We start from the raw sequence: 22,387 nt of genomic DNA on the forward strand, positions 1-22,387 counted from the left end.
CAGGGCGGCTGAGACAGGGTTTACGGGGCGTTTAGCCCCGCCGCGTTATTTCCGCATCGCGGAAAAAACAATCAGTTCGGGGTGAAGCCCATCACTACCCCGCTGAGCCCGGAGATCTGTTGCAGATCGCCCAGCTGGCCCTTGAGCTTGTCTTTTGACGCATCCGGCCCGACGAGGATACGGGTAATTTTACCCTGTACCGGCGTCGAAGGCGACGTATACACTTTGAAGCCCGACGCCCGCAGTTTACCAACGATCTCGTTCACCTTATCGGCGTTCTTCAACGCGCCCAGCTGAACCACATAGGCTTTGCCGGTCGGCGCCGGCAGGGCCGCCTGCTGCTGCGGTTGTTGCTGCTGTGGCTTAGCAGGCGGTGGCGTTGGCGTCGCGGCCTGCTGTTGCGGCTGCGGCTTCGGCTGAGGTTTAGGCTGGGGTTTCGCGGCCACTACCGGCTCCTGAACGTCATCGAAGCTGTTGCTGTTCACCGGGATACGCGACGGATCTAACGATGGCGCGGCGGCATCGCCCGCCCGCACCTCTTCCGCCGCCCCTTCCGGCGGCTGCGAAGGCAGCGCCTGAGTCGCCGCCGGCAGCATATCCGGTTCATCACGATCGCCCGGTTTCGGCACCAGCGGGATCGCGGCAAACTCATCCTGGTAATGCTTTTTCTGCCCGTCCAGCAGCCCTGGCAGGATAATCACCCCCAGCGCCACCAGCACGATTGTCCCGACTAAACGGTTCTGAAACTTACTTGCCACCGATTCTCCCCGCGTCTATCTCTTCCATAACCTGTGCGACCGTGTGAAACGAACCACACACCAGCACGGTATCTTCCACTTTAGCGTCAGCCATGGCCGCATGCCACGCCTGCGCCACGCTGCTATAGACTGTGCCGCCACGCAAATGTTCCACCAGCTGCTCCGCCGTCGCCCCGCGCGGCCCTTCCAGCGGCGCGCAGTACCAGGCGTCGACTTCCGGGGCCAGATTGGCCAACGTGCCGGCAATGTCCTTATCATGCAGCATACCAATAACCGCCAGCACGCGTCCCGTTTTCGCTAACGTTTTGAGACGCCCGGCGAGATAAGCCGCCGCGTGCGGGTTATGCGCCACATCGAGGATCACCCGCGGGGCGTCGCTGATTATCTGAAAGCGTCCCGGCAGCATCGCGTCGCGGATCCCCGCGCGCAGGATAGCGTCATCCACGGCAAGTCCGCTGGCGCGCAGCGCCGCCACGGCCGTGGCGGCGTTCGGCAACGGCACCTGAGGCAGAGGCAGGCGGCTTAACGCCCCGCCCGCGTCGCGGAAAGACCATGTCTCGCCTTCCACCTCATAGCGCCAGTCGACGCCGCGGCGCTGGAGCAGGGCGCCCTTCTCGCTCGCCACTTCAGCAATGGTGTGCGGCATATCCGGCTCCCCTACTACCGCCGGTTTTCCGGCACGGAAGATACCGGCTTTCTCCCGGCCGATACTTTCGCGATCCGGTCCCAGCCAGTCGGTATGATCGAGAGCGATGCTGGTAACCACGGCGACATCGGCATCCACGATATTAGTGGCGTCGAGACGGCCGCCGAGCCCCACCTCCAGGATCACCACATCCAGCTGCGCCTGCTTAAACAACCATAGCGCAGAGAGCGTGCCGTACTCAAAGTAGGTCAGCGAGATGTCGCCCCGCGCCGCTTCAATCTCCGCAAACGAGGCCGTATGCGCCGCCTCCGGCAGTTCCGCTCCCTGAATGCGCACGCGTTCGGTGTAACGCACCAGATGCGGAGAGCTGTAGACCCCCACTTTATAGCCGGCCGCCATCAGGACGGTTTCCAGCGTGCGGCAGGTGGTGCCTTTGCCATTGGTGCCCGCGACCGTAAAGACGAACGGCGCCGGTTTGACGATATCCATCTGCCGTGCGACCTCGCTGACGCGCGCCAGCCCCAGGTCGATGGTTTTACTGTGCAGATGTTCCAGATAAGAAAGCCACGTAGCCAGGGGCGACGTGGCCTGAGGAATAGGATCTTTTTCCATGATGCCCGCAAGAATTGACGGTTAACGCGTATGAATAAAAAAGGGCAGCGCCGCCAGGCCCTGCCCTCTGCTTTATCAGGCCTCGGGTTCCTGATCCGGTGCCGGCGGCACCACCACGCCTTCATGAGGCGTTTCCGAAGCGGCAACCGGCGCCGGCAGGTTCATCAGCTTCGCCAGAATGCTGGCCAGCTTGAGACGCATTTCCGGACGGCGAACGATCATATCGATCGCCCCTTTTTCAATCAGGAACTCACTGCGCTGGAATCCCGGCGGCAGCTTCTCACGTACGGTCTGCTCAATGACGCGAGGACCGGCAAAGCCGATCAGCGCTTTCGGCTCGGCAATGTTCAGGTCACCCAGCATCGCAAAGCTCGCCGATACGCCGCCCATGGTCGGGTCGGTCAGCACAGAGATGTACGGTAATCCGCGCTCCTGCATTTTCGCCAGCGCCGCGGAGGTTTTCGCCATCTGCATCAGCGACATCAGCGCTTCCTGCATACGGGCGCCACCGGAGGCGGAGAAGCAGATCAGCGGGCAGTTATCTTCCAGCGCCTGCTCCACCGCGCGCACAAAGCGTGCGCCAACGACGGAACCCATCGATCCCCCCATAAAGGAGAACTCAAAGGCGGCGGCCACAACCGGCATCGCGTAGAGCGTACCTTTCATTACCACCAGCGCGTCTTTCTCGCCCGTCTCTTTTTGAGCGGACGCCAGGCGGTCTTTGTATTTTTTTGAATCGCGGAACTTCAGCACATCTTTTGGCTCAAGTTCGCTTCCCAGTTCCACCAGAGAACCTTCATCCAACAGGCTATGCAGGCGATTACGCGCCGACATGCGCATATGGTGATCGCACTTAGGACAAACCTCCAGGTTGCGCTCCAGCTCGGCGCGGTAGAGTACCTGACCGCAGCTGTCGCACTTGGTCCATACACCCTCAGGAATGCTCGCCTTGCGGGTGGGAGTGATGTTGCTTTTAATTCGTTCAATCCAGCTCATTGATAACCTTTCTGCCTGAACCTGGTCGATGCCAGTTTTGTCGTAAGGGGCGCATAATGCCATTTTTGCCTCTTACAGACCATGAATGTTGCACATTAAATCATATCATCCCGGAACATGGGATAAAAAAGTGGTCAAACCGCTGCGCGTGACGCTCTGCACCGTCACGCGCAACACAGGCTAAACTACTTCGCCTGCTTCGCCGCCGCCCGCTTATGGCGAATAATCTCAATCACGCCCGGCAGGACGGAAAGCACGATGATCGCCACGATCAGCAGCTTCAGGTTCTCCTGCACCACCGGCAGATCGCCAAACAGATAGCCGGCGTAGGTGAACAGCAGCACCCACAGCAGCGCCCCGACGACGTTATAGGCCGCAAAATGACGATAGGACATATGCCCCATTCCCGCCACAAACGGCGCGAAGGTTCGGACTATCGGCACAAAGCGCGCGAGGATAATGGTTTTTCCGCCGTGACGTTCGTAGAAGCTATGGGTTTTATCCAGATAGCTGCGACGGAAAATCTTCGAGTTCGGATTGCTGAACAGCTTTTCGCCGAACAGCCGGCCAATGGTGTAGTTGACCGCATCGCCGACGATAGCCGCGATGACCATCAGCAATACCATCAGATGGACATTAAGATCGTTGGTGGGCAGGGCCGAGAGCGCGCCCGCGACGAACAGCAGGGAATCTCCCGGCAGGAACGGCGTCACCACCAGCCCGGTTTCGCAGAACAGAATCAAAAACAGAATGGCATAAACCCAGACGCCGTACTGGGCGACCAGCTCGGCCAGGTGCACATCAATATGCAGGATGAAATCAATTAAAAAGTGAATCAAGTCCATGTTTGTCTTTACCCTTAATGACCCTATTAGTCCGCCAGAAACAGCGGGCCCATTGGCAGCACCGGTAAATCATAATGGGCCGGGTAATCCACCGACACCAGATACAACCCTTCCGCTTTTGCCGTTGCCGCAGCGAGCGTCCTGTCTTTTGCTGCCAGCAGTTCTGCCATCCAGCTCTCCGGCTGGTTTCCGGCCCCGATTTCCATCAGGCTGCCCACAATATTCCTGACCATATGATGTACAAAGGCATTCGCTTTGATATCCACCACCACATAAGCGCCGTAACGGGTAACGTTAATGTGCATCACGTTGCGCCACGGGGTTCGCGACTGGCACTGCACTGCGCGAAACGAGGTAAAGTCATTCTCCCCCAGCAGACACTGCGCGGCGCGCTGCATGCGCGCGGCGTCGAGCGGCTGGTGAAAATGCGTGACGCCATGACTCAATACCGCCGGACGCAGGCGATGATTATAGATGACGTAACGATAGCGGCGCGCCGTGGCGCTGAACCGGGCATGAAAATCCGCCGGTACATGTTTGACCCAACGCACCGCGATGTCACCAGGTAAATTCGCATTTACCCCCAGCGTCCAGGCGGCATCTTTACGCTGCGCCCGGGTTTCGAAATGCACCACCTGGCCGGTGCCATGGACACCGGCGTCGGTGCGGCCGGCGCAAAAGACGGTAATCGGTTCGTTCGCCACCTGCGAGAGCGCCTTTTCCAGCTTCTCCTGCACGCTGCGCACTTCGTTTTGCCGCTGCCAGCCGTAATATTTGCTACCGTCGTACTCGATGCCCAGCGCGATTTTACAGACCGGCTGTTGCTCCATCTCAGACATCAGTACAGGTACTCCTCAATCAGCTTCTCGGCGATCTTCACCGCCATCAGCGCGCCGCCGAAGCGGACGTTATCCGCCACCGACCAGAACTGGACCTGCTCCGGCATGCCGTAGTCATTATGCACGCAGCCGATGGAGAGACGGGCGTTACCGGAGGCGTCGCCAACCTGAGTGGGGAATTCGCCCTCTTCAGACAGTTCGATCTCCTCGCCGCGGGTAAAGGCGTCACGCGCCTCTTCCGCCGCCAGCGGACGCATCGCTTCAAAGTTCACCATCTGCGCATGGCCGTAGAAGACCGGCGACTGGACGACGCTGGCGGAGATCATCAGCCCGTCATCCTGCAGGATTTTGCGCGCTTCATCGACGATACGGCGCTCTTCGCGCACGCTACCTTCACGATCCGGCAGCAGCGGCAGCATGTTGAACGCCAGCTGGCGGCCAAAGAAATCGTCTTCATCGATGGGGATGCCGTTCAACAGCTTGGCGCTCTGCCCTGCCAGCGCATCCACCGCTTTTTTCCCCTGCCCTGAGGCGGAGAGCAGGTTAGTGACGCTAATGCGCGACAGTCCACCCTGATCGATAAGCGGCTTGAGCGCCGTCAGCAGCTGGCTGGTCAGACTGTTGGGCACCGCAATCAGATTGCGGTTGCGATAATCGCCTAACACAAACGGGTTCACGTCCGGCACCACCAGCGGTACGTCCGGCTCCAGCGCAAACAGGCCGCTGAGATCGATAACCAGACACCCGGCGTTTGTCGCATCTTCGACATACGCCGCACTGGCTTCTGCGCCTGCGGCAAAGAAAGCCAGCTGGGCCTGGGTCCAGTCAAACTCGGCGGCGTCCTTGACGATCACCGACTTGCCACCAAAACGCAGATGTTCGCCCGCGCTTTCATTGCGCGCCAGAGCAAAAATCTCCCCCACCGGGAACTGGCGTTCAGCAAGAGTTTCGAGCAGGGCTTCGCCTACGGCGCCCGTTGCGCCCAGTACGGCAATATTCCAGCCTTCAGACATGGTGGTTTACTCCAGAAATAAAGCGGCCCTGCCGGAGTATCCGGCAGGGGCATTAAGAAGACATTAACGAACAGGATGATGCACGGCGTTAAAACCGAGCTGGCGCAACAGGGCCGCCGCCTGCTCATCGCTGCACTGCACGTACAGCGAAGACCATTCGCGACGTTCCTGATAATTTTTACGCAGCTTGTCGAATTCACCGGCGACACCCGCCACCTTCCGCAGCGGCGCATCATCGCGGCGCACATCATACACCAAATGTACCAGTCTTTTCAGCGTCGGCTGATCGAGCGGGCCATGCAGGGTGATGCGGCCAAACTCCGGGGCCGGCAACAAGGTATCCAGCGCCACCTGCTGCGGATGGCCGATAAAGGCGCTATAGGCTTCGAATACCTGCGTCGTCCCGCGCGCCTTCCCTTCAAGGGTATAGCCGGCGATATGCGCCGTGCCGATATCCACTCGCTTAAGAAGCTCTACGTTGAGATCCGGCTCCGGCTCCCAAACGTCCAGCACCACGCTCAGGGACTGACCGGCTTCCAGTCGTTTCAGCAACGCAGCGTTATCCACCACCGGCCCGCGGCAGGCGTTGATCAAAATCGTTCCGGGCTTCAGGCGGCTAATCAGCGCCTCATCCGCCAGATGCAGGGTTTTATATTGCCCTTCTTTATACAGCGGGGTATGGAAGGTGATGACATCAGCTTGCTGGACCAGATCGTCGAGGGAGCGGAAGTCGCCTTCGTCGCCGCGGTCGGCACGCGGGGGATCGCAAAGCAGGGTTTTGATACCCAACGCCTCCAGGCGCTTTTGCAGCCGCCCGCCGACGTTACCGACGCCGACGATCCCGACGGTGCGATCGCGCAGCGCGAAGCCGTCACGTTCAGCCAGCATCAGCAGCGCTGAAAAGACATACTCCACCACCGCGATGGCGTTGCAGCCGGGCGCCGCGGAGAAACCAATCCCCGCCTGCTGCAGCCACGCCTGATCGACATGATCGGTGCCTGCGGTCGCGGTGCCGACGAACCTGATGGCCTTGCCGGCAAGCAATGCTTCATTGACCCGGGTGACCGAGCGCACCATTAAGGCATCCGCATCGGTCAGGGCATCGGCCGGAACCGGGCGGCCCGGGATCGCCTGCACGTCGCCTAAACGGCTAAAAAGCTCACGGGCATAGGGCATATTTTCATCAACGAGGATTTTCACAGTTCAGTACCTGTCTGAGAACGAGAGTTAACCGGGGAAGTGTGCCATAATCTGGCCGCCAGGCATACTCATCACCTGGTTCCAGTACCGCGATATCGAAAGGATGAATCATGACGCACCCCCTTGCAGATATGCCAGACCGTCCTCCTGGGCGAGGCCCATCAGGCACTGCCGCCACCGGCGAACCTTCGCTTTCCATGCAGCAACGCACCGTCCTGGAGCGATTGATCACGCGCCTGGTGGCGCTGACCTCGCAGCAGAATGCGGAAGTGTGGGCCTGCGTCAAACATGATCTCGGACTAAAAGGCGACACGCCCCTGCTGGCCCGCCATTTCAGCGCCGCAGAGGCCAGTCTCAACCAGCGCTTAGCCGCCGCGCAGGACAATCATCATCATCGCCAGACCCTGGCGCAGCTCAGCGATCTGCTCGGCCAGGGCAATAACCGTCAGGCGGTGAGCGATTATATTCGTCAGCATTATGGGCAAACGGCGCTGCATGCCCTCAGCCAGACGCAACTGGAACACATTCTGCATCTGCTGCAACGTGGTCAGCTGTCTATCCCGCAGCCGCAGCAGCGCCCGCCGACCCTCCGCCCGCTGTTGCCAGCCGAGCACAACACGCTCAATCAGCTGGTGACGAAGCTGGCGGCCGCCACTGGCGAACCAAGCAAGCTGATTTGGCAGTCCATGCTGGAACTTTGCGGCGTCAAGTCCGGGGAGCTGATCCCGGCGACGCACTTCACGCCGCTTTCCTACTGGCTACAGGCGCGGCAGACCCTCAGCGCGCAAACCGCGCCGACGTTGACCTCGCTGCAGGGAGCGCTCAAGCAGCCGCTGGAGGCCGCAGAGTGGCAGAAGATTGTCGACTTTGCCCGTCGCAACTGGCAGGTTACGCCGCAGACCACGCTGAGCCCGGCGCAGATCCTGGCGCTGTTGAACAAGGTGTTTGTGCTGCGGGTAGCCCGCGCCCAGGAGACGCTGGCGATCCCGCAGGAGGAGCCCGTGACCCGGCGGACATGGGCCGCTAAGCCCTGGCAGCTGGCGCTGGGAGCGGTTGTCCTGCTCCTGGTGCTGTGGCTCCTGCTGTAGCCCAGCAGGCACAGGTGGCGTTCACGGCTCCCTTTCATGCCAAACGCCACGGTGTTGACTACAGCGGTTTCAGGCCGGACAACAACCTAGCGGCGAAATGAGATGAGGGTGACGAGGATCCCCAGCGCCGCGCAGAGGGCGCCGGCAAGAAATACCGACGAGTAGCCCAGCGAAGTGGCCAGTAGACCGGTCAGCGGCCCGGTCAGGCCATAAGAGATATCCTGAAAGGCCGCATAGCCGCCGAGCGCAGTGCCGCGCACCTGCGCCGGGACGCGCTTCACCACCTCCACGCCAAGCGACGGGAAAATAAGCGAACAGCCGCATCCGGTCAGCGCCGCGCCGGCCAGCGCTACCCAGACGCCCGAGGCCAGCCCCAGCAGCGTCAGACCGACCGCCTCTATCAGCAGCGAGACCATCGCCACTTTAACGCCGCCAAACCGATCCGGCATCCAGCCGAACAGCACCCGCATCAGCACAAAAGCGCCGCCAAACGCCGTCAGGGTAAAGCCGGCCATCGGCCAGTGATGGCTGGCAAAATAGAGGGAGACGAAGGTGCCGATCACCGCAAAGCCAACGCCCTGCAGGCCCAGGCCAATCCCCGGCCGCCAGATCATGCCGATGACGCTCCACAGTGAAGGCCGCTCGCCTCCGTGCGCCGCCACTTTGCGCACCGTCCCGTTGATGAGCCAGGCGACGAGCGGCAGTGCCATGGTGACGCCGGCGAGGACCGCCACGCCAAAATGGCTATATATTAACAATCCCAGCGGGGCGCCCACCGCCAGCGAACCGTACATCGCCATGCCGTTCCATGACATCACTTTGCCGGAGCGGGCCGGCCCCACCAGGCCCATCCCCCAGCTCAGGTTGCCGGTCAGCAGCTGGCTTTCGCCAAACCCGAGGATCAGGCGGCCCAGCAGCAACAGGCCCAGCTTCGCGAACACCGGCAGCGGCAGCAGCGCAGCGGCCAGCCAGGCCGCACCGGCCAGGGCGCAGGCCAGCATCCCCTGCAGGACGGAACGTTTGGCGCCGTACTGGTCTGCCAGACGCCCGGCGTAGCCGCGGGTAAGAACGGTGGCGAGGAACTGGATCCCCACCGCCACGCCGACCACAGTGTTACCAAATCCCAGCTCCTGATGGACAAACAGCGGGATCACCGGCAGCGGCAAACCGACGGTCATATAGGTCAAAAAGACGGCGAATGTAATGCGAAAAAGCGAAAAATTCGCGGAAGAATGAGATGTTGTTTCAGTGACTGCGGACATGCATTACTCCAGATTCGCAGAGTAAGGCGAGCAAAGCGACACGCCCCCTCCACCTGACTATCAGGGTTAAGGCGCGTTGGTTGACGTTAAACGCTTACGCATTAGTGGAGAGACTAATGGATCCGCCAGCAGTGTGCCTGCGGGACCTTACCCTGTCAAGATGACAAAAAAGGGGAGCCGGTGGCTCCCCTCAGTGCATCGCGTGCTGATTAGGCGTTGTATTTACGCATCACCAGCGTGGCGTTGGTGCCGCCGAAGCCGAAGCTGTTGGACATCACGGTGGTCAGCTTAGCGTCAGTCGGTTTGGTGACGATGTTCAGGCCGGCTGCCTGCTCGTCCAGCTCTTCGACGTTGATGCTCGGCGCGATAAAGCCGTGCTCCAGCATCAGCAGGGAGTAGATAGCTTCCTGTACGCCCGCCGCGCCCAGCGAGTGGCCGGTCATCGCTTTGGTCGCCGAGATAGCCGGGCTGTTATCGCCGAACACTTCGCGGATCGCGCCCAGCTCTTTCACGTCGCCGACCGGCGTGGAGGTGCCGTGAGAGTTCAGGTAGTCGATCGGGGTATCCACGCCGTGCATCGCCATCTGCATACAGCGCACTGCGCCTTCACCCGATGGAGCTACCATGTCTGCGCCATCGGAGGTTGCGCCATAGCCGACGATTTCGGCATAGATGTGCGCGCCGCGCGCCAGAGCATGTTCCAGCTCTTCCACCACGACCATACCGCCGCCGCCGGCGATAACGAAGCCGTCACGGTTGGCGTCATAGGTGCGGGAGGCTTTTTCTGGAGTGTCGTTGTATTTGGTGGACAGCGCGCCCATGGCGTCGAACTCGCAGGCCATTTCCCAGCACAGTTCTTCGCCGCCGCCGGCAAAGACGATATCCTGTTTGCCCAGCTGAATCTGCTCTACCGCATTACCGATGCAGTGTGCGGAAGTGGCGCAGGCGGAGCTGATGGAGTAGTTAACGCCGTGGATTTTAAACGGCGTGGCGAGGCAGGCGGAAACGCCGGAAGCCATCGCTTTGGTGACCACATACGGACCCACGGCTTTCAGACCACGCGGGCTACGCATGGCATCAGCGCCGAAGACCTGGAATTTCGGGGAGCCGCCGCCGGAGCCTGCGATCAGGCCGACACGCGGGTTATTCTGGTATGCTTCCGGCGCCAGACCTGCGTCGGCAACGGCCTGTTCCATGGACAGGTAAGCATAGATGGAGGCGTCGCTCATGAAGCGCACTACTTTGCGGTCAATGAGGCCAGTGGTATCCAGTTTAACGTTGCCCCATACGTGGCTGCGCATCCCTGAATCTTTAAGCTCCTGAGAGAAAGTGATCCCTGAACGTCCTTCACGCAGAGATGCCAGGACTTCCTGCTGGTTATTACCGATGCTGGAAACGATGCCCAAGCCAGTAATCACTGCACGTTTCATTAAATACCTCTGTAAGTCGCACTATTTTAAGTTTCGTGTCGCACAATAGCGTACACTTGTACGCCGAACAAGTCCGATCAGACATTTTGTGTATAAATTTGCGCCCTCAGGCACACATCGCTAAGATCGCGCTACGCCTTGTGATTCGAGTAACTTACGTGAAACAAAACGCTATACAACCCGCCAACCTGGAATTCAATGCTGAGGGTACACCTGTTTCCCGAGATTTCGACGATGTTTACTTTTCCAATGACAACGGTCTGGAAGAGACGCGCTACGTCTTTCTCGGCGGTAATCGCCTGCCGGAGCGCTTCTCCAGCCACCCTCGCCCGCTGTTGATCGTCGCGGAGAGCGGCTTCGGCACCGGGCTCAATTTCCTCACCCTCTGGCAGGCGTTTGACGTTTTTATTCGCGATAACCCGGACGTTACCCTGCAAAGGTTACATTTCATCAGTTTTGAGAAATATCCGCTGAAGGCGGAAGATCTCCGCCTGGCGCACCAGCGCTGGCCAGAGCTGGCCCCATGGGCAGAACAGCTGCAGGCGCAATGGCCTTCGGCCTTCGCCGGGTGCCATCGTCTGCTGCTCGACGGCGGACGGGTGACGCTCGATCTGTGGTTTGGCGATATCAACGAGCTGACCAGAGAGCTGGATGATTCGCTGAATCAGCAGGTGGACGCCTGGTTTCTCGACGGCTTTGCCCCGGCAAAAAATCCCGACATGTGGACCCAGGATCTGTTCAATGCCATGGCGCGCCTGGCGCGTCCCGGCGGAACGCTGGCCACTTTTACCTCCGCCGGTTTTGTCCGCCGCGGCCTGCAGGAAGCCGGATTTACTCTGCGTAAAACCAAGGGCTTCGGCCGCAAACGGGAGATGCTGACCGGCGAGATGGCGCAAACGCTGGCCTTTCCGGCGCGCGCGCCCTGGTTCGCCCGCCGCGGCAGCGAGGCCCGCGAAGCGGCCATCGTCGGCGGCGGTATCGCCAGCGCCCTGCTCTCCCTGGCGCTGCTGCGTCGCGGCTGGCAGGTGACCCTCTACTGCGCGGACGACGCCCCGGCGCAGGGCGCCTCCGGTAATCGCCAGGGCGCGCTCTACCCGCTGTTAAGCCAGCACGATCCGGCGCTGGCGCGCTTTTTCCCGGCCGCCTTTACCTTCGCCCGCCGCACCTACGACGCGCTGCCGGTGCTGTTCGATCATCAATGGTGCGGGGTCACCCAGCTTGGCTGGGATGAAAAAAGCGCGCACAAAATCGCCCAGATGCTGGCCCTGGAGTTGCCCCCTGATATCGCCTGCGCGGTGACGGCGGATCAGGCCGCGGAGCTGACCGGCGTCGAGACCGGCTGCGGCGGCATAACCTATCCGGCCGGCGGTTGGCTGTGTCCACAGCAGCTCACCGCCGAGCTGCTGGCGCTGGCGGCAACTCGCGGTCTGCACGTGCATTATGGTTATCAGGTCGAGACGCTGAGTGTGGAAGGCGATGGCTGGCTGCTCAACCACCAGCGCTATCATCAGGCGGTCGTGCTGGCCAACGGCCACCGCATCGCGGATTTTGCGCAAACCGCGCCGTTGCCCGTCTATCCCGTGGGTGGCCAGGTCAGCCATATACCCACCACCCCGCGGCTTTCCGCCTTGCGCCAGGTGCTGTGCTACGATGGCTACCTGACGCCGCAGAATCCGCAAAACCAGCAGCATTGTATTGGCGCCAGCTACCATCGCGGCAAAACCGACACCACCTTCAGCGAAGAAGATCAGCAGCACAACCGGCAACGGCTGATCGACTGCTTCCCGGGCGCGGAGTGGCCGCAGGACGTGGATATCAGCGCCAGTGACGCCCGCTGCGGCGTGCGCTGCGCCACCCGCGATCATCTGCCGATGGTCGGCAACGTCCCGGACTATGCGGCGACATTGACGCAATACGCCGACCTCCACGAACGGCAGGATAGCGCCGGTAGCGCGCCGATCTTTCATAACCTGTTTATGCTTGGCGCCCTCGGATCGCGAGGCATTTGCACCGCGCCGTTAAGCGCTGAGATACTGGCGGCGCAGATGAGCGCTGAACCGCTGCCGCTGGATAGCGACACCCTGGCGGCGCTGAATCCGAATCGGCTATGGGTGAGAAAACTGCTGAAGGGAAAAGCGGTGAAATAAAACCATGAGGGCAGGCTATTTCCCGGGTACGGCTGACGCCTGACCCGGGCTACAACATGGCTCAGGCCTGATTTTTCGCCTGCAGATACAGGTTTTCCCACATGCCCTGCACCAGAATTTGGTCCGGCGGCGACAGCTCGCCAGCGCCGATGGCTTTCTCCAGGCTATGGCTGACTTTGCTGTGTATCGCTTCAGCTGAATGCTCGCCCTCACCTTCCAGCTCAGCCACCGCCAGCGTCAGGTGGCCGCGCAGATAACCGCCGGCAAACAGTTCATCATCACTGGCGTGGTCTACCATGTTGTCAATCAGCGCCAGAATGCGTGATTCAAACTCCGCGATCATCGTCTTACCTCTTGTCATGTAATGTGTGGCCTTAGTGCAGGTCTTCCGGCCACGGAAAGTGTTCTGCCGTCAATGGCGGCGTTTGATAATAGTGTTGTAGTGCGCGAATAAGACGCGCCGGACGTTCGGGGATCCCTTGTTCAAGCAGAGTCATCACCTGGGCATGTACCCGGCGCTGAAAGGCGATGCGATCGGGTTCGACGTCACCTTCCAGATTGTCACAGCTGACGTTAAACGGAAATCCCGCCGCCACGCAGAACAGCCACTCCAGGGCCTGCGGTTTCACCTCGACGTCCTCAAACTGGCTTTGGGTCATTGCATCGCGACCGTCCGGGCAGTACCAGTAGCCGAAATCCACCAGCTCGCGGCGGGCTTTGCCGGCGATACACCAGTGGGAGATCTCGTGCAGGGCGCTGGCAAAAAAACCGTGCGCGAAGACGATACGGTGATATGGCGTGCCATCGTCTGCCGGAAGGTAGATCGGCTCATCGTCGCCTTTCACCAGGCGAGTATTAAAATCTGCGGCAAAGCAGCTATCGAAGAGATCGATCAGCTGCTGATAATGGTGTTGCTGTTGCATTAATGAATTCCCAACCACTGCAAAATCTCCGCCCCGTGGCTGTCGTAGAGAAGCTTCGCGCTCATCACCGCCGAGACGATAACGATCATCGGTCGGATCAGCGATTGCCCTTTACTCAGCACCAGCCGGGAGCCGGCGCGGGCGCCAATAAATTGTCCGGCCATCATCACAAAGCCGGTGGCCCAGATAACCTTCCCGCCGATAATAAACAGCAGCAGGCCGCCGACGTTCGAGGTGGCGTTGAGCAGTTTGGCGTGGGCCGTCGACTTCGCCAGGTTAAACCCGGCGAGGGTGACAAACGCCAGCGCATAAAACGAACCGGCGCCGGGGCCGAAAAAACCGTCGTAAAACCCGACGCTGCCGCCAGCGACCAGCGCAAACGGCAGACCGTAGAGCCGACGCTGCCGGTCCGCTTCGCCCAGTTTCGGCATCAGCAGAAAATAGAGACCGATGCCGATCACCAGCAACGGCAGGATCTGCTTAAGAATATCGGACTGCACGTGCTGGACCAGCAGCGCGCCGGCGGTTGAACCGATAAAGGTCATCAGAATATTCAGCTTCTGATCGGCGAGATTGACCACCTTGCGCCGGACAAAGTAGAGGGTCGCCGACAGCGATCCGCCGCAGGCCTGCAGCTTATTGGTCGCCAGCGCCTGGGCCGGCGGCATGCCTGCCGCCATAAGCGCTGGCACGGTCAGTAAGCCCCCGCCCCCGGCCAGTGAATCAATAAAACCGGCCAGGATGGCGACAAAAAAAAGCACCACCAGCACCAGCGGCGATACGGAAAACAACTCGATAAAACTATCCATTACAGCACATGCTCATCCAGTAGCGCCTGGCAGGAAGGCGGCAACGGCGGCGGCGTCTTCTTCACAGGTGGGGTAGACCCGGGTTTAGGTGGCTCGAACCAGCTCTGCAGCTCCGCTCCGCAGCCATCGCCGGCCGGCGGTGGCGCCTGATCTTCGCACTCCAGGCTGCCTGCCGGGCAGCGCAGACGGACGTGCATATGGGCGCGATGCTGGAACCAGGGACGAACTTTGCGCAGCCACTGGCGGTCGCTTCCCGCGTCCAGGCACAGCTGCTGTTTAATCGCCGGGTTGACGAAGATGCGGGTCACCTCGCTATCTTCCGCCGCCAGCTTGATCAGCTGGCTGATTTGCGGACTCCACAGCGACGGTACCACGCGTTTGCCATCGCTGGCGACCAGATCCAGGGCCTGCGGCTTCAGCAGCTGGGACGATGTCCAGCGCGTCTGCGGCAGCTGGAGGAAGATATCGACATCGAGGCCCGTCTGATGGCTGGCGTGGCCGCCGTTAAAACGGCCGCCTGCCGGCATCCCCATGTCGCCAATCAGCACGGTCCCCATGCCTTTATTGTGCACCTGATTGCTCAGGCGCTGAATAAACTGAATCAGATCCGGATGACCGAAGTAGCGCCGCTGATCGGTACGCATCACCTGATAGCCGACAGCGTTCAGCGGCAGCGCCTCGGCGCCAACGATACAGCCATTGGAGAACGCGCCAATCGACTGCGCGCTGCCGCCGATTGGCTGGGATATCTTCTGCCATGGCGTGGCGGCCAGGCTGCCGGCGCTGGCCAGCAGCGCCAACAGGGCGATAACGGTGTTTTTCATGGTTACCAGCGTGGAATTGTCGTCGTCACGTCGCCATTCTGCGCGCGCTGACGCATAAAATGATCCATTAAAACGATCGCCAGCATGGCCTCAGCGATCGGTACGGCGCGAATGCCGACGCACGGATCGTGACGCCCTTTGGTGATCATCTCCACCTCTTCGCCAAAGCGGTTAATGGTATGACCGGGAACGGTAATACTGGAGGTCGGCTTCAGCGCGATGTTGGCAACGATCTGCTGACCGCTGCTGATGCCGCCAAGAATGCCGCCGGCGTGGTTGCTCTGGAATCCGGCTTTGGTGATCTCATCGCGGTTTTCGCTGCCGCGCAGCTTCACCACCTCGAAACCGTCGCCAATCTCCACGCCTTTCACGGCGTTGATGCTCATCAGCGCATGGGCGATATCGGCGTCAAGGCGGTCAAAGACCGGCTCGCCAAGGCCCGGCGGTACGCCGTCGGCGACGACGGTAACTTTGGCGCCAATGGAGTCGCCCTCTTTTTTCAGACCGCGCATCAGTTCATCGAGAGCGTCGATTTTCTCCGGATCCGGGCAGAAGAAGGGATTCTGTTCAACCTGTTCCCAGTCCTTAATGGCCAGCGGAATGTCGCCCATCTGCGTCAGGCAACCGCGAATGACGATGCCGAACTTCGCGGCGAGGAATTTTTTGGCAATCGCCCCGGCCGCCACGCGCATCGCGGTTTCGCGGGCGGAGGAGCGACCGCCGCCACGATAGTCGCGTAGACCATACTTTTGTTCGTAGGTGTAATCCGCATGGCCAGGACGGAACAGATCTTTGATCGCGCCGTAATCCTGCGAACGCTGATCGGTGTTCTCAATCAACAGCCCGATACTGGTCCCGGTGGTGACGCCTTCGAAGACGCCGGAGAGGATTTTGACCTGATCCGGCTCGCGACGCTGCGTGGTGTAACGCGAGGTGCCCGGGCGACGACGATCGAGGTCGTGCTGCAGATCGGCTTCGGTCAGCGGAATGCCCGGCGGCACACCATCAACGATGCAGCCAAGCGCCAGGCCGTGCGACTCGCCGAAGGTGGTGACGCGAAAGAGTTGTCCAATTGTATTTCCTGCCATCACGGCTCCATTATTTGTCGTTATGTTGGCGTGTTGTTTTTTTTAGTCTTTATAAATACTGAAGTGCGCGCGAGCGTCAATCAGCTGCTGTTTGGTCAGCATAAAGACGCCGTCGCCGCCGTTATCAAACTCAAGCCAGGTAAACGGCACGTCCGGATACTGCTCCATCAGATGTACCATGCTGTTACCGACTTCACAAATCAGAATGCCGTCGTCGCTGAGATAATCCGGCGCATTGCCGAGGATGCGGCGCGTCAGCTTCAGGCCATCGCTTCCGGAGGCCAGACCCAGAACCGGCTCATGCTCATACTCTTCCGGCAGGTCGGCCATGTCCTCTTCATCAACATACGGCGGATTAGTGACGATCAGATCGTACTGTAGCTTCGGCAGATCGCGAAACAGGTCGGAACGGATCGGGGTCACGTGATGGATCAGGCCATGGGATTCCACGTTGTGCTCGGCGACGGCCAGCGCGTCCGGGGAGATATCCACGGCGTCGACTTCGGCTTCCGGGAAGGCATAGGCGCAGGCGATGGCGATGCAGCCGCTGCCGGTGCACATATCAAGGATATGCTGCGGCTTATGGTTAATTAGACCGGCAAACTGGTTATTGATCAGTTCGCCGATCGGGGAGCGCGGCACCAGCACCCGCTCATCAACGTAAAACTCATGGCCGCAGAACCACGCTTTGTTGGTCAGATAGGCGACGGGAATACGCTCGTTCACGCGGCGAATCACCCGCTCTACAATGCGGTGTTTCTCGCTGGAGGTCAGGCGCGCAGTGCGCATATCTTCCGGGATATCCAGCGGCAGATACAGCGAAGGCAGCACCAGCTGTACCGCCTCGTCCCACGGGTTGTCAGTCCCGTGACCGTACCAGATATTAGCAGCGCTGAAACGGCTTACCGCCCAGCGCAGCATGTCCTGAATGGTATGCAGCTCATTGACTGCCTCATCAACAAAAATTTTATCCACGACATCCTCCAGGGCACACTCTGCTATAAATTCGGCGGCTAGTGTGCCATGAAGACGGCGATAAATCAGCATTCTTGCGTAGGGTGGCGGGGGAAAAAACAGGTTTTCCTTGCCCGAAGGGATATTGAGTCGGGTAAACTAGCGCAAAGTATTAATGAGAGCGGACAATGAAAAAGAAGACATCGCTTAGCGAGGAGGATCAGGCGCTGTTCCGTCAGCTGATGACCGGCACGCGGAAGATCAAACAGGACACCATCGTGCACCGCCCGCAGCGCAAGAAAATCACCGAGGTTGCCCCTAAGCGTCTGTTGCAGGAACAGGCCGACAACAGCCACTATTTTTCCGATGAGTTTCAGCCGCTACTGAATACCGAAGGCTCGACGAAATATGTCCGCGCCGACGTCAGCCATTTTGAGCTGAAAAAGCTGCGCCGTGGGGATTATTCGCCGGAACTGTTTCTCGATTTGCATGGGCTCACCCAGCAGCAGGCCAAACAGGAACTGGGCGCGCTGATTGCCGCCTGCCGCCGCGAGCATGTGTTTTGCGCCTGCGTGATGCACGGGCACGGCAAGCACATTCTCAAACAGCAAACCCCGCTGTGGCTGGCGCAGCATCCACACATTATGGCTTTTCATCAGGCGCCAAAAGAGTACGGCGGTGACGCCGCACTGCTGATTCTGATTGAGGTCGAGGAGTGGCAACCACCGGAGCTGCCTTGACGGCGAGCTCCGGGGCCGTCAGATGGCGTTGGCCATTTTGAGGTTGCAGGGGCTTTTCTGCCAGAGGTATTCACCCTTGCCGTCGGCGTCCAGATTGACGCAGGCGATAGCCGAGGTGGTGAACATAGGGGGCGTTTCCCCCGGGCACAGCTCTGAGACGAGGTACCCCACCAGCGGCAGGTGGGAGACGACCAGCGCCGTCGCCACGCCTTCATTTGCCAGCGCCTGCAGATAGGCGCTCACCATACCTACATCGCCGCACGGCGTGAGTTCCGGCATCACGTCGACATGTTTCGGCAGGTTCATGCACTCCCCAACAATATCCAGCGTCTGTTCCGCACGCAGATAGGGACTGACAAGAACGCGCTCAATATCCACTTTTTGACCTTTCAGCCAGGTTGCCATCTGACGAGACTCATCACAACCGCATACGGTTAATGGACGAACCGAGTCGCTGGCTGCATCGAGGGCAGCGTCGCCGTGACGCATAATAAAAACTTGCATATTGCACCGCTTTTGTTAACCAGAAGCACCGAAATTTAGCCTGCGAAGACAATACGCAGGCAACCCGGTGGCCGGGCATTGTGCCTGATCCATTCAACGAATGAAACGCTGTTTTTTACCTCAATGGCGTAAGTATAGTCAATGATTGTTTACAAAACAGCCAATCAACAGCGTCATCCGCAGCCGGATTTACCTTCTTTGACCACAACTTAGGTCAGCCGTTCATCCGCTGGCCAAAAGGTGGTCCCCTGTTCGGCCATGCGTAACAAAGTGTCACAGGGTGTAAAACGTGGGCCGTACTGGGCGGCCAGGCGCTGCAGGATCGCGGCAACTTCACCCGCGCCGATAGTATCCATATACCGGAACGGGCCGCCAAGAAATGGCGGAAACCCTATACCAAATACGGCGCCGATATCACCATCGCGCGCGCTACGGATGATCTGCTCATCAAAGCAGCGCGCCGCCTCGTTAAGCATCAGCATCACACAGCGCTCGGCCACCTGCTGCGCGGACAACCGCGACTGCGGGCGGTCGATGCCCAGCAGCGGATAGACTGCCGGGTCGGGCCGTTTTTTGCTTTTACGCCCTTTTATCTCATAAAGATAGAAACCACGATTATTTTTTCTACCTTTGCGATCGTCCTTCAAAATCGCGTCAATGATGTTTGCAGGCGGGCTAAAACGTTCTCCAAAGGCATTCTCCAGTACGGGAATAATTTTGGTGCCGGTATCGATACCCACCTCATCCAGCAGTTGAACCGGTCCCACCGGAAAACCGAATTTCACCAGGGCCTTATCAATCACCTCAACCGGTTCTCCCTCCACCAGCAGACGCATCGCTTCATTTATATACGGCGCGAGAATGCGGTTCACATAGAAGCCCGCTTTGTCCGCCACGACGATCGGCGTTTTCCCCTGACGTTTAGCCAGTTGCACCACCGTGGCAATGGTCTGCGGATCGGTTCCCTTATGCGGGATCACCTCAACCAGCGGCATTTTCTCCACCGGACTGAAAAAGTGCAGGCCGACCACCCGCTCAGGGTGGCTGGCATGGGCGGCTATATCGCCTATTGGTAACGACGACGTATTCGAGGCAAAGATAGTCTGCGGCCCGCCGTTTTGCTCCACTTCACTGACCATCCGCTGTTTCAGCGCCAGGTCTTCGAATACCGCCTCAATCACCACGTCGCGATGGGCAAAGCCCTGATAGTCGGTAGTGCCGGTGATCAGCGCCAGCTGACGATCGCGCTCGCTGGGGCGCAGTCGGCGCTGGCGAACCTGTTTGTTCAGCAGATCCCAGCTGTACTTTAAGGCGTGGTTGATCCCGCTCGGCTGAATATCTTTAATTCGCACCGGCAGTCCGCCTTTACAGGCGGTCACATAGGCGATCCCCCCGCCCATCAGGCCGCCGCCCAGTACTGCAACGCTTCTCAGCGGAGCTGGTTCCGCCTCGGCGCCACGGTCTTTTTTCAGATCGGTACTGGCAAAGAAGATCGATCGCAGCGCCTGCGACTGCGGGGTCATCGCCAGTTCGCCAAACGCGCGGGCCTCTTCGGCGTAACCGCTGCTGCAGCCGTGGGCCAGACCATTCTCGACGACCTGCAAAATTCGCTTCACCGCCGGGTAGTTGCCCTGGGTCTTGCGCTGCGTTTGCTTGCCGACGTACTGAAATAACAGATGGCGACCGAGGGGGCCCGCCAGCACGCGTTCGCGAACCGGCACCTCGCGGCTGGTCGGACGTCCCTTCAGCGCCAGCTCCACCGCCGCCTGCAGTAAAATTGTCTGCGGCACCACCTCGTCCACCAGACCGGCCTTCAGCGCCTGGCGCGGCCGTAATTGCCTGCCGGTGAGCATCATATCCAGCGCCGTGCTGACGCCGATTAGCCGCGGTAAACGCTGCGTCCCACCGGAACCCGGCAGCAGACCAAGCTGTACCTCCGGCAACCCGAGTCGGGTTTTTTCGTCATCGCTACAGATGCGGCCATGGCAGGCCAGCGCCAGCTCCAGTCCGCCGCCCAGACAGGCGCCATGGATGGCGGCAATGACCGGAATCGACAAGCCATGGATTTCGGCCATAATCTGCTGCCCCTGGCGCGCCAGCGCTTCCGCCTCCTGCGCGCTGCGGCAGCGGGCAATCATGTTGATGTCTGCGCCGGCGATAAAGTTATCGGCTTTGGCGGAGATAAATACCACGCCGCGCACCGACTTATCGTCGCGTATCTGGCGTATCAGTCCCCGCACCTGATTGCCGAACTCGGCCTTCAGGGTATTCATTTTTTCACCCGGAGCATCAATGGTGATCACCGCGATTTTGTCCGCACGGACCTCAAGCTTAAAAGCGGAAACAGTATCCATTATTCAGCCTCCACAATCATCGCCGCGCCCAGACCGCCTGCCGCGCAGGCCGTCACCAGACCAAATCCCCCTCCCCGTCGCCGCAGCTCATGCAGCGTCTGGGTGATCATCCGCGCGCCGGTGGCGGCAAAGGGGTGACCGTAGGCGATAGAGCCGCCGAGGACGTTAAATTTACTCTCATCCACCTCACCGGTGGCCTGCGCGCGGCCCAGCACCTCGCGGGAAAAGCGGTCGCTTGCCAGACACTGGAGATTGGCCAGCGTCTGCGCGGCGAAAGCTTCGTGCATATCGATAAGCGTGAGATCCGCCAGCGTCAGGCCAGCGCGCTCCAGCGCCAGCGGCGTGGACCATGCGGGCCCCAGCAGCATATCCTGCCAGACATCGATGGCGGTAAAGGCATAGCTGCGCAGATAACCCAACGGCGTCAGACCCAGCTCTTTGGCCCGCGACTCGGTCATCAGGATCACCGCCGCCGCGCCATCCGTCAGCGGCGTGCTGTTGGCGGCGGTAACGGTGCCATGTTTACGGTCGAAGGCCGGACGTAACTTTTGGTAATCCGCGAGGGTTGAATTTTTACGGATATTGTTATCCTGCTCCAGCGGTTCGCGGAAGGGAGAAGCATAGGCGGTCATCACCTCTGCGGACAGCTTGCCCTCCTCCCAGGCTTTCGCTGCCAGCTGGTGTGAACGATGTGCCAGCGCATCCTGTTGTTCCCGGGTGATCCCCCAGCTTTTCGCCATCTGCTCGGCGGTATCGCCCATCCGTAAGCCGGTTGAATATTCAGCAACCGCCGGGGGAACCGGCAGCAGGTCGCGCGGCCGCAGGCGGGAAAACAGCTTCAGTTTCTGGCTCAGCGTGCGGGCTTTGTTCGCATCTACCAGCGCGCGGGCCAGCGTTTTGCTGACGCCGATAGGCAACACAGAGGAGGAGTCGGCACCGCCGGCGATACCGGCGCGGATGGTGCCGGCCATCAGGCTTTCGGCGACATTCGCCACGGCCTGGAAGCTGGTGGCGCAGGCGCGACTGACACTGTAAGCGTCGGTGTGCACGCTCATTCCGGTACCGAGCACAATTTCCCGGGCGATATTCGGCGCCTCCGGCATCTGCACGACCTGACCAAAGACCAGTTGCTCAATGGCTTGCGCAGGAATGTCGCTGCGCGCCAGCATTTCGCCAACCACCATTTTTCCTAAATCAACGGCGGGAATGCCATGAAATGCCGTCGCCTGACGCGCAAACGGCGTGCGTAACCCTGTGACAATGGCAATGCGATCGCCCTGCCGGGTGATAAGCGGTAATGCCTGACTCATAACTCTCCCCTGTTAACCAAGACAAACAAGTGGTCTGACCTGATA

21 protein-coding genes are annotated in these 22,387 nt (G+C 60.0%); 3 read left to right on the plus strand and 18 right to left on the minus strand.

The features are described 5' to 3' along the window. Positions 1–71: 71 nt before the first annotated feature. The 7 genes from dedD to pdxB all read right to left on the minus strand — a co-directional run bounded on the left by dedD (position 72) and on the right by pdxB (position 6,909). Complete coding sequence (dedD, locus tag ACQUTI_RS06570) at positions 72–758, minus strand: cell division protein DedD (RefSeq protein ID WP_004201770.1); 687 nt, start codon at positions 756–758, stop codon at positions 72–74. After that, complete coding sequence (gene folC, locus ACQUTI_RS06575) at positions 748–2,016, minus strand: bifunctional tetrahydrofolate synthase/dihydrofolate synthase (RefSeq protein WP_062914201.1); 1,269 nt, start codon at positions 2,014–2,016, stop codon at positions 748–750. The genes dedD and folC overlap by 11 nt, the downstream gene beginning before the upstream one ends. 75 nt (positions 2,017–2,091) lie before the next feature. After that, positions 2,092–3,012, minus strand: coding sequence for an acetyl-CoA carboxylase, carboxyltransferase subunit beta (accD, locus tag ACQUTI_RS06580; protein WP_004201773.1), 921 nt, complete (start codon positions 3,010–3,012; stop codon positions 2,092–2,094). Positions 3,013–3,197: 185 nt separating this feature from the next. Next, on the minus strand, positions 3,198–3,857 hold the full coding sequence (locus tag ACQUTI_RS06585) for a DedA family protein (RefSeq protein ID WP_002913221.1): 660 nt from the start codon (positions 3,855–3,857) through the stop codon (positions 3,198–3,200). A gap of 26 nt (positions 3,858–3,883) precedes the next feature. Then, positions 3,884–4,696 carry a tRNA pseudouridine(38-40) synthase TruA gene (gene truA, locus ACQUTI_RS06590; RefSeq protein WP_004201775.1) on the minus strand — a complete coding sequence of 271 codons (813 nt, stop codon included), beginning with the start codon at positions 4,694–4,696 and terminating at the stop codon, positions 3,884–3,886. Beyond that, positions 4,696–5,709 carry an aspartate-semialdehyde dehydrogenase gene (locus tag ACQUTI_RS06595; RefSeq protein ID WP_004201776.1) on the minus strand — a complete coding sequence of 338 codons (1,014 nt, stop codon included), beginning with the start codon at positions 5,707–5,709 and terminating at the stop codon, positions 4,696–4,698. The genes truA and ACQUTI_RS06595 overlap by 1 nt, the downstream gene beginning before the upstream one ends. Before the next feature lie 63 nt (positions 5,710–5,772). Then, positions 5,773–6,909, minus strand: a complete 1,137-nt coding sequence (gene pdxB / locus ACQUTI_RS06600) for a 4-phosphoerythronate dehydrogenase PdxB (RefSeq protein WP_004201779.1) — start codon at positions 6,907–6,909, stop codon at positions 5,773–5,775. Between the two features lie 110 nt (positions 6,910–7,019). On the opposite strand from pdxB, the gene flk reads away from it, so the two are divergent. Continuing rightward, positions 7,020–7,997, plus strand: a complete 978-nt coding sequence (gene flk, locus ACQUTI_RS06605) for a flagella biosynthesis regulator Flk (protein WP_017899511.1) — start codon at positions 7,020–7,022, stop codon at positions 7,995–7,997. A gap of 86 nt (positions 7,998–8,083) precedes the next feature. On the opposite strand, the gene ACQUTI_RS06610 is transcribed toward flk, so the two are convergent. Then, entirely contained in the window at positions 8,084–9,259 is a 1,176-nt protein-coding gene (locus tag ACQUTI_RS06610; protein ID WP_049092826.1) for an MFS transporter, read from the minus strand. A 209-nt stretch (positions 9,260–9,468) separates the two neighbouring features. Then, positions 9,469–10,689: a beta-ketoacyl-ACP synthase I gene (gene fabB, locus ACQUTI_RS06615; protein WP_002913291.1), complete on the minus strand. Its 1,221-nt coding sequence runs from the start codon at positions 10,687–10,689 to the stop codon at positions 9,469–9,471. A gap of 158 nt (positions 10,690–10,847) precedes the next feature. Between fabB and mnmC the strand changes: the two genes are divergently transcribed. Continuing rightward, positions 10,848–12,836 carry a bifunctional tRNA (5-methylaminomethyl-2-thiouridine)(34)-methyltransferase MnmD/FAD-dependent 5-carboxymethylaminomethyl-2-thiouridine(34) oxidoreductase MnmC gene (gene mnmC, locus ACQUTI_RS06620; protein WP_254465677.1) on the plus strand — a complete coding sequence of 663 codons (1,989 nt, stop codon included), beginning with the start codon at positions 10,848–10,850 and terminating at the stop codon, positions 12,834–12,836. Between the two features lie 61 nt (positions 12,837–12,897). Here the strand turns inward: mnmC and ACQUTI_RS06625 are convergent, their stop codons facing one another. Genes ACQUTI_RS06625 through prmB form a run of 6 tightly spaced genes read right to left on the minus strand, consistent with a single transcriptional unit; the run spans position 12,898 to position 17,455 of the window. After that, on the minus strand, positions 12,898–13,179 hold the full coding sequence (locus tag ACQUTI_RS06625) for a YfcL family protein (protein ID WP_017899509.1): 282 nt from the start codon (positions 13,177–13,179) through the stop codon (positions 12,898–12,900). A 31-nt stretch (positions 13,180–13,210) separates the two neighbouring features. Next, positions 13,211–13,759, minus strand: a complete 549-nt coding sequence (locus ACQUTI_RS06630) for an elongation factor P hydroxylase (RefSeq protein ID WP_017899508.1) — start codon at positions 13,757–13,759, stop codon at positions 13,211–13,213. Then, positions 13,759–14,568, minus strand: coding sequence for a sulfite exporter TauE/SafE family protein (locus ACQUTI_RS06635; RefSeq protein WP_004201787.1), 810 nt, complete (start codon positions 14,566–14,568; stop codon positions 13,759–13,761). The genes ACQUTI_RS06630 and ACQUTI_RS06635 overlap by 1 nt, the downstream gene beginning before the upstream one ends. Beyond that, positions 14,568–15,392, minus strand: coding sequence for a penicillin-insensitive murein endopeptidase (mepA, locus tag ACQUTI_RS06640; protein WP_004201788.1), 825 nt, complete (start codon positions 15,390–15,392; stop codon positions 14,568–14,570). Before mepA ends, ACQUTI_RS06635 begins: the two co-directional genes overlap by 1 nt. A 2-nt stretch (positions 15,393–15,394) precedes the next feature. Further along, positions 15,395–16,480, minus strand: a complete 1,086-nt coding sequence (gene aroC / locus ACQUTI_RS06645; RefSeq protein ID WP_017899506.1) for a chorismate synthase — start codon at positions 16,478–16,480, stop codon at positions 15,395–15,397. 42 nt (positions 16,481–16,522) lie between these two features. Then, complete coding sequence (prmB, locus tag ACQUTI_RS06650) at positions 16,523–17,455, minus strand: 50S ribosomal protein L3 N(5)-glutamine methyltransferase (protein WP_254465678.1); 933 nt, start codon at positions 17,453–17,455, stop codon at positions 16,523–16,525. Between the two features lie 167 nt (positions 17,456–17,622). Between prmB and smrB the strand changes: the two genes are divergently transcribed. After that, a complete protein-coding gene (gene smrB, locus ACQUTI_RS06655; RefSeq protein ID WP_004201792.1) occupies positions 17,623–18,174 on the plus strand; it encodes an endonuclease SmrB in 552 nt (183 codons plus the stop codon). Between the two features lie 18 nt (positions 18,175–18,192). Here the strand turns inward: smrB and sixA are convergent, their stop codons facing one another. The 3 genes from sixA to fadI form a co-directional block, all read right to left on the minus strand. Continuing rightward, complete coding sequence (gene sixA / locus ACQUTI_RS06660; RefSeq protein WP_004201794.1) at positions 18,193–18,678, minus strand: phosphohistidine phosphatase SixA; 486 nt, start codon at positions 18,676–18,678, stop codon at positions 18,193–18,195. A gap of 209 nt (positions 18,679–18,887) precedes the next feature. Further along, positions 18,888–21,032 carry a fatty acid oxidation complex subunit alpha FadJ gene (fadJ, locus tag ACQUTI_RS06665; RefSeq protein ID WP_023318793.1) on the minus strand — a complete coding sequence of 715 codons (2,145 nt, stop codon included), beginning with the start codon at positions 21,030–21,032 and terminating at the stop codon, positions 18,888–18,890. Beyond that, entirely contained in the window at positions 21,032–22,342 is a 1,311-nt protein-coding gene (fadI, locus tag ACQUTI_RS06670; RefSeq protein ID WP_017899503.1) for an acetyl-CoA C-acyltransferase FadI, read from the minus strand. Before fadI ends, fadJ begins: the two co-directional genes overlap by 1 nt. Positions 22,343–22,387: the final 45 nt, after the last annotated feature.

The organism is Klebsiella sp. 7-CIP_Kleb. (assembly GCF_050378655.1).
Classification (GTDB): Bacteria; Pseudomonadota; Gammaproteobacteria; order Enterobacterales; family Enterobacteriaceae; genus Klebsiella; species Klebsiella quasipneumoniae.

What these genes read in the sequence shown, in the direction of transcription:
- folC (WP_062914201.1), bottom strand. Translation starts at nt 2,016, where the DNA reads ATGGAAAAAGATCCTATTCCTCAGGCCACGTCGCCCCTGGCTACGTGG.
- accD (WP_004201773.1), bottom strand. Translation starts at nt 3,012, where the DNA reads ATGAGCTGGATTGAACGAATTAAAAGCAACATCACTCCCACCCGCAAG.
- ACQUTI_RS06585 (WP_002913221.1), bottom strand. Translation starts at nt 3,857, where the DNA reads ATGGACTTGATTCACTTTTTAATTGATTTCATCCTGCATATTGATGTG.
- truA (WP_004201775.1), bottom strand. Translation starts at nt 4,696, where the DNA reads ATGTCTGAGATGGAGCAACAGCCGGTCTGTAAAATCGCGCTGGGCATC.
- ACQUTI_RS06595 (WP_004201776.1), bottom strand. Translation starts at nt 5,709, where the DNA reads ATGTCTGAAGGCTGGAATATTGCCGTACTGGGCGCAACGGGCGCCGTA.
- flk (WP_017899511.1), top strand. Translation starts at nt 7,020, where the DNA reads ATGACGCACCCCCTTGCAGATATGCCAGACCGTCCTCCTGGGCGAGGC.
- ACQUTI_RS06610 (WP_049092826.1), bottom strand. Translation starts at nt 9,259, where the DNA reads ATGTCCGCAGTCACTGAAACAACATCTCATTCTTCCGCGAATTTTTCG.
- fabB (WP_002913291.1), bottom strand. Translation starts at nt 10,689, where the DNA reads ATGAAACGTGCAGTGATTACTGGCTTGGGCATCGTTTCCAGCATCGGT.
- ACQUTI_RS06625 (WP_017899509.1), bottom strand. Translation starts at nt 13,179, where the DNA reads ATGATCGCGGAGTTTGAATCACGCATTCTGGCGCTGATTGACAACATG.
- ACQUTI_RS06630 (WP_017899508.1), bottom strand. Translation starts at nt 13,759, where the DNA reads ATGCAACAGCAACACCATTATCAGCAGCTGATCGATCTCTTCGATAGC.
- ACQUTI_RS06635 (WP_004201787.1), bottom strand. Translation starts at nt 14,568, where the DNA reads ATGGATAGTTTTATCGAGTTGTTTTCCGTATCGCCGCTGGTGCTGGTG.
- mepA (WP_004201788.1), bottom strand. Translation starts at nt 15,392, where the DNA reads ATGAAAAACACCGTTATCGCCCTGTTGGCGCTGCTGGCCAGCGCCGGC.
- aroC (WP_017899506.1), bottom strand. Translation starts at nt 16,480, where the DNA reads ATGGCAGGAAATACAATTGGACAACTCTTTCGCGTCACCACCTTCGGC.
- smrB (WP_004201792.1), top strand. Translation starts at nt 17,623, where the DNA reads ATGAAAAAGAAGACATCGCTTAGCGAGGAGGATCAGGCGCTGTTCCGT.
- sixA (WP_004201794.1), bottom strand. Translation starts at nt 18,678, where the DNA reads ATGCAAGTTTTTATTATGCGTCACGGCGACGCTGCCCTCGATGCAGCC.
- fadJ (WP_023318793.1), bottom strand. Translation starts at nt 21,032, where the DNA reads ATGGATACTGTTTCCGCTTTTAAGCTTGAGGTCCGTGCGGACAAAATC.
- fadI (WP_017899503.1), bottom strand. Translation starts at nt 22,342, where the DNA reads ATGAGTCAGGCATTACCGCTTATCACCCGGCAGGGCGATCGCATTGCC.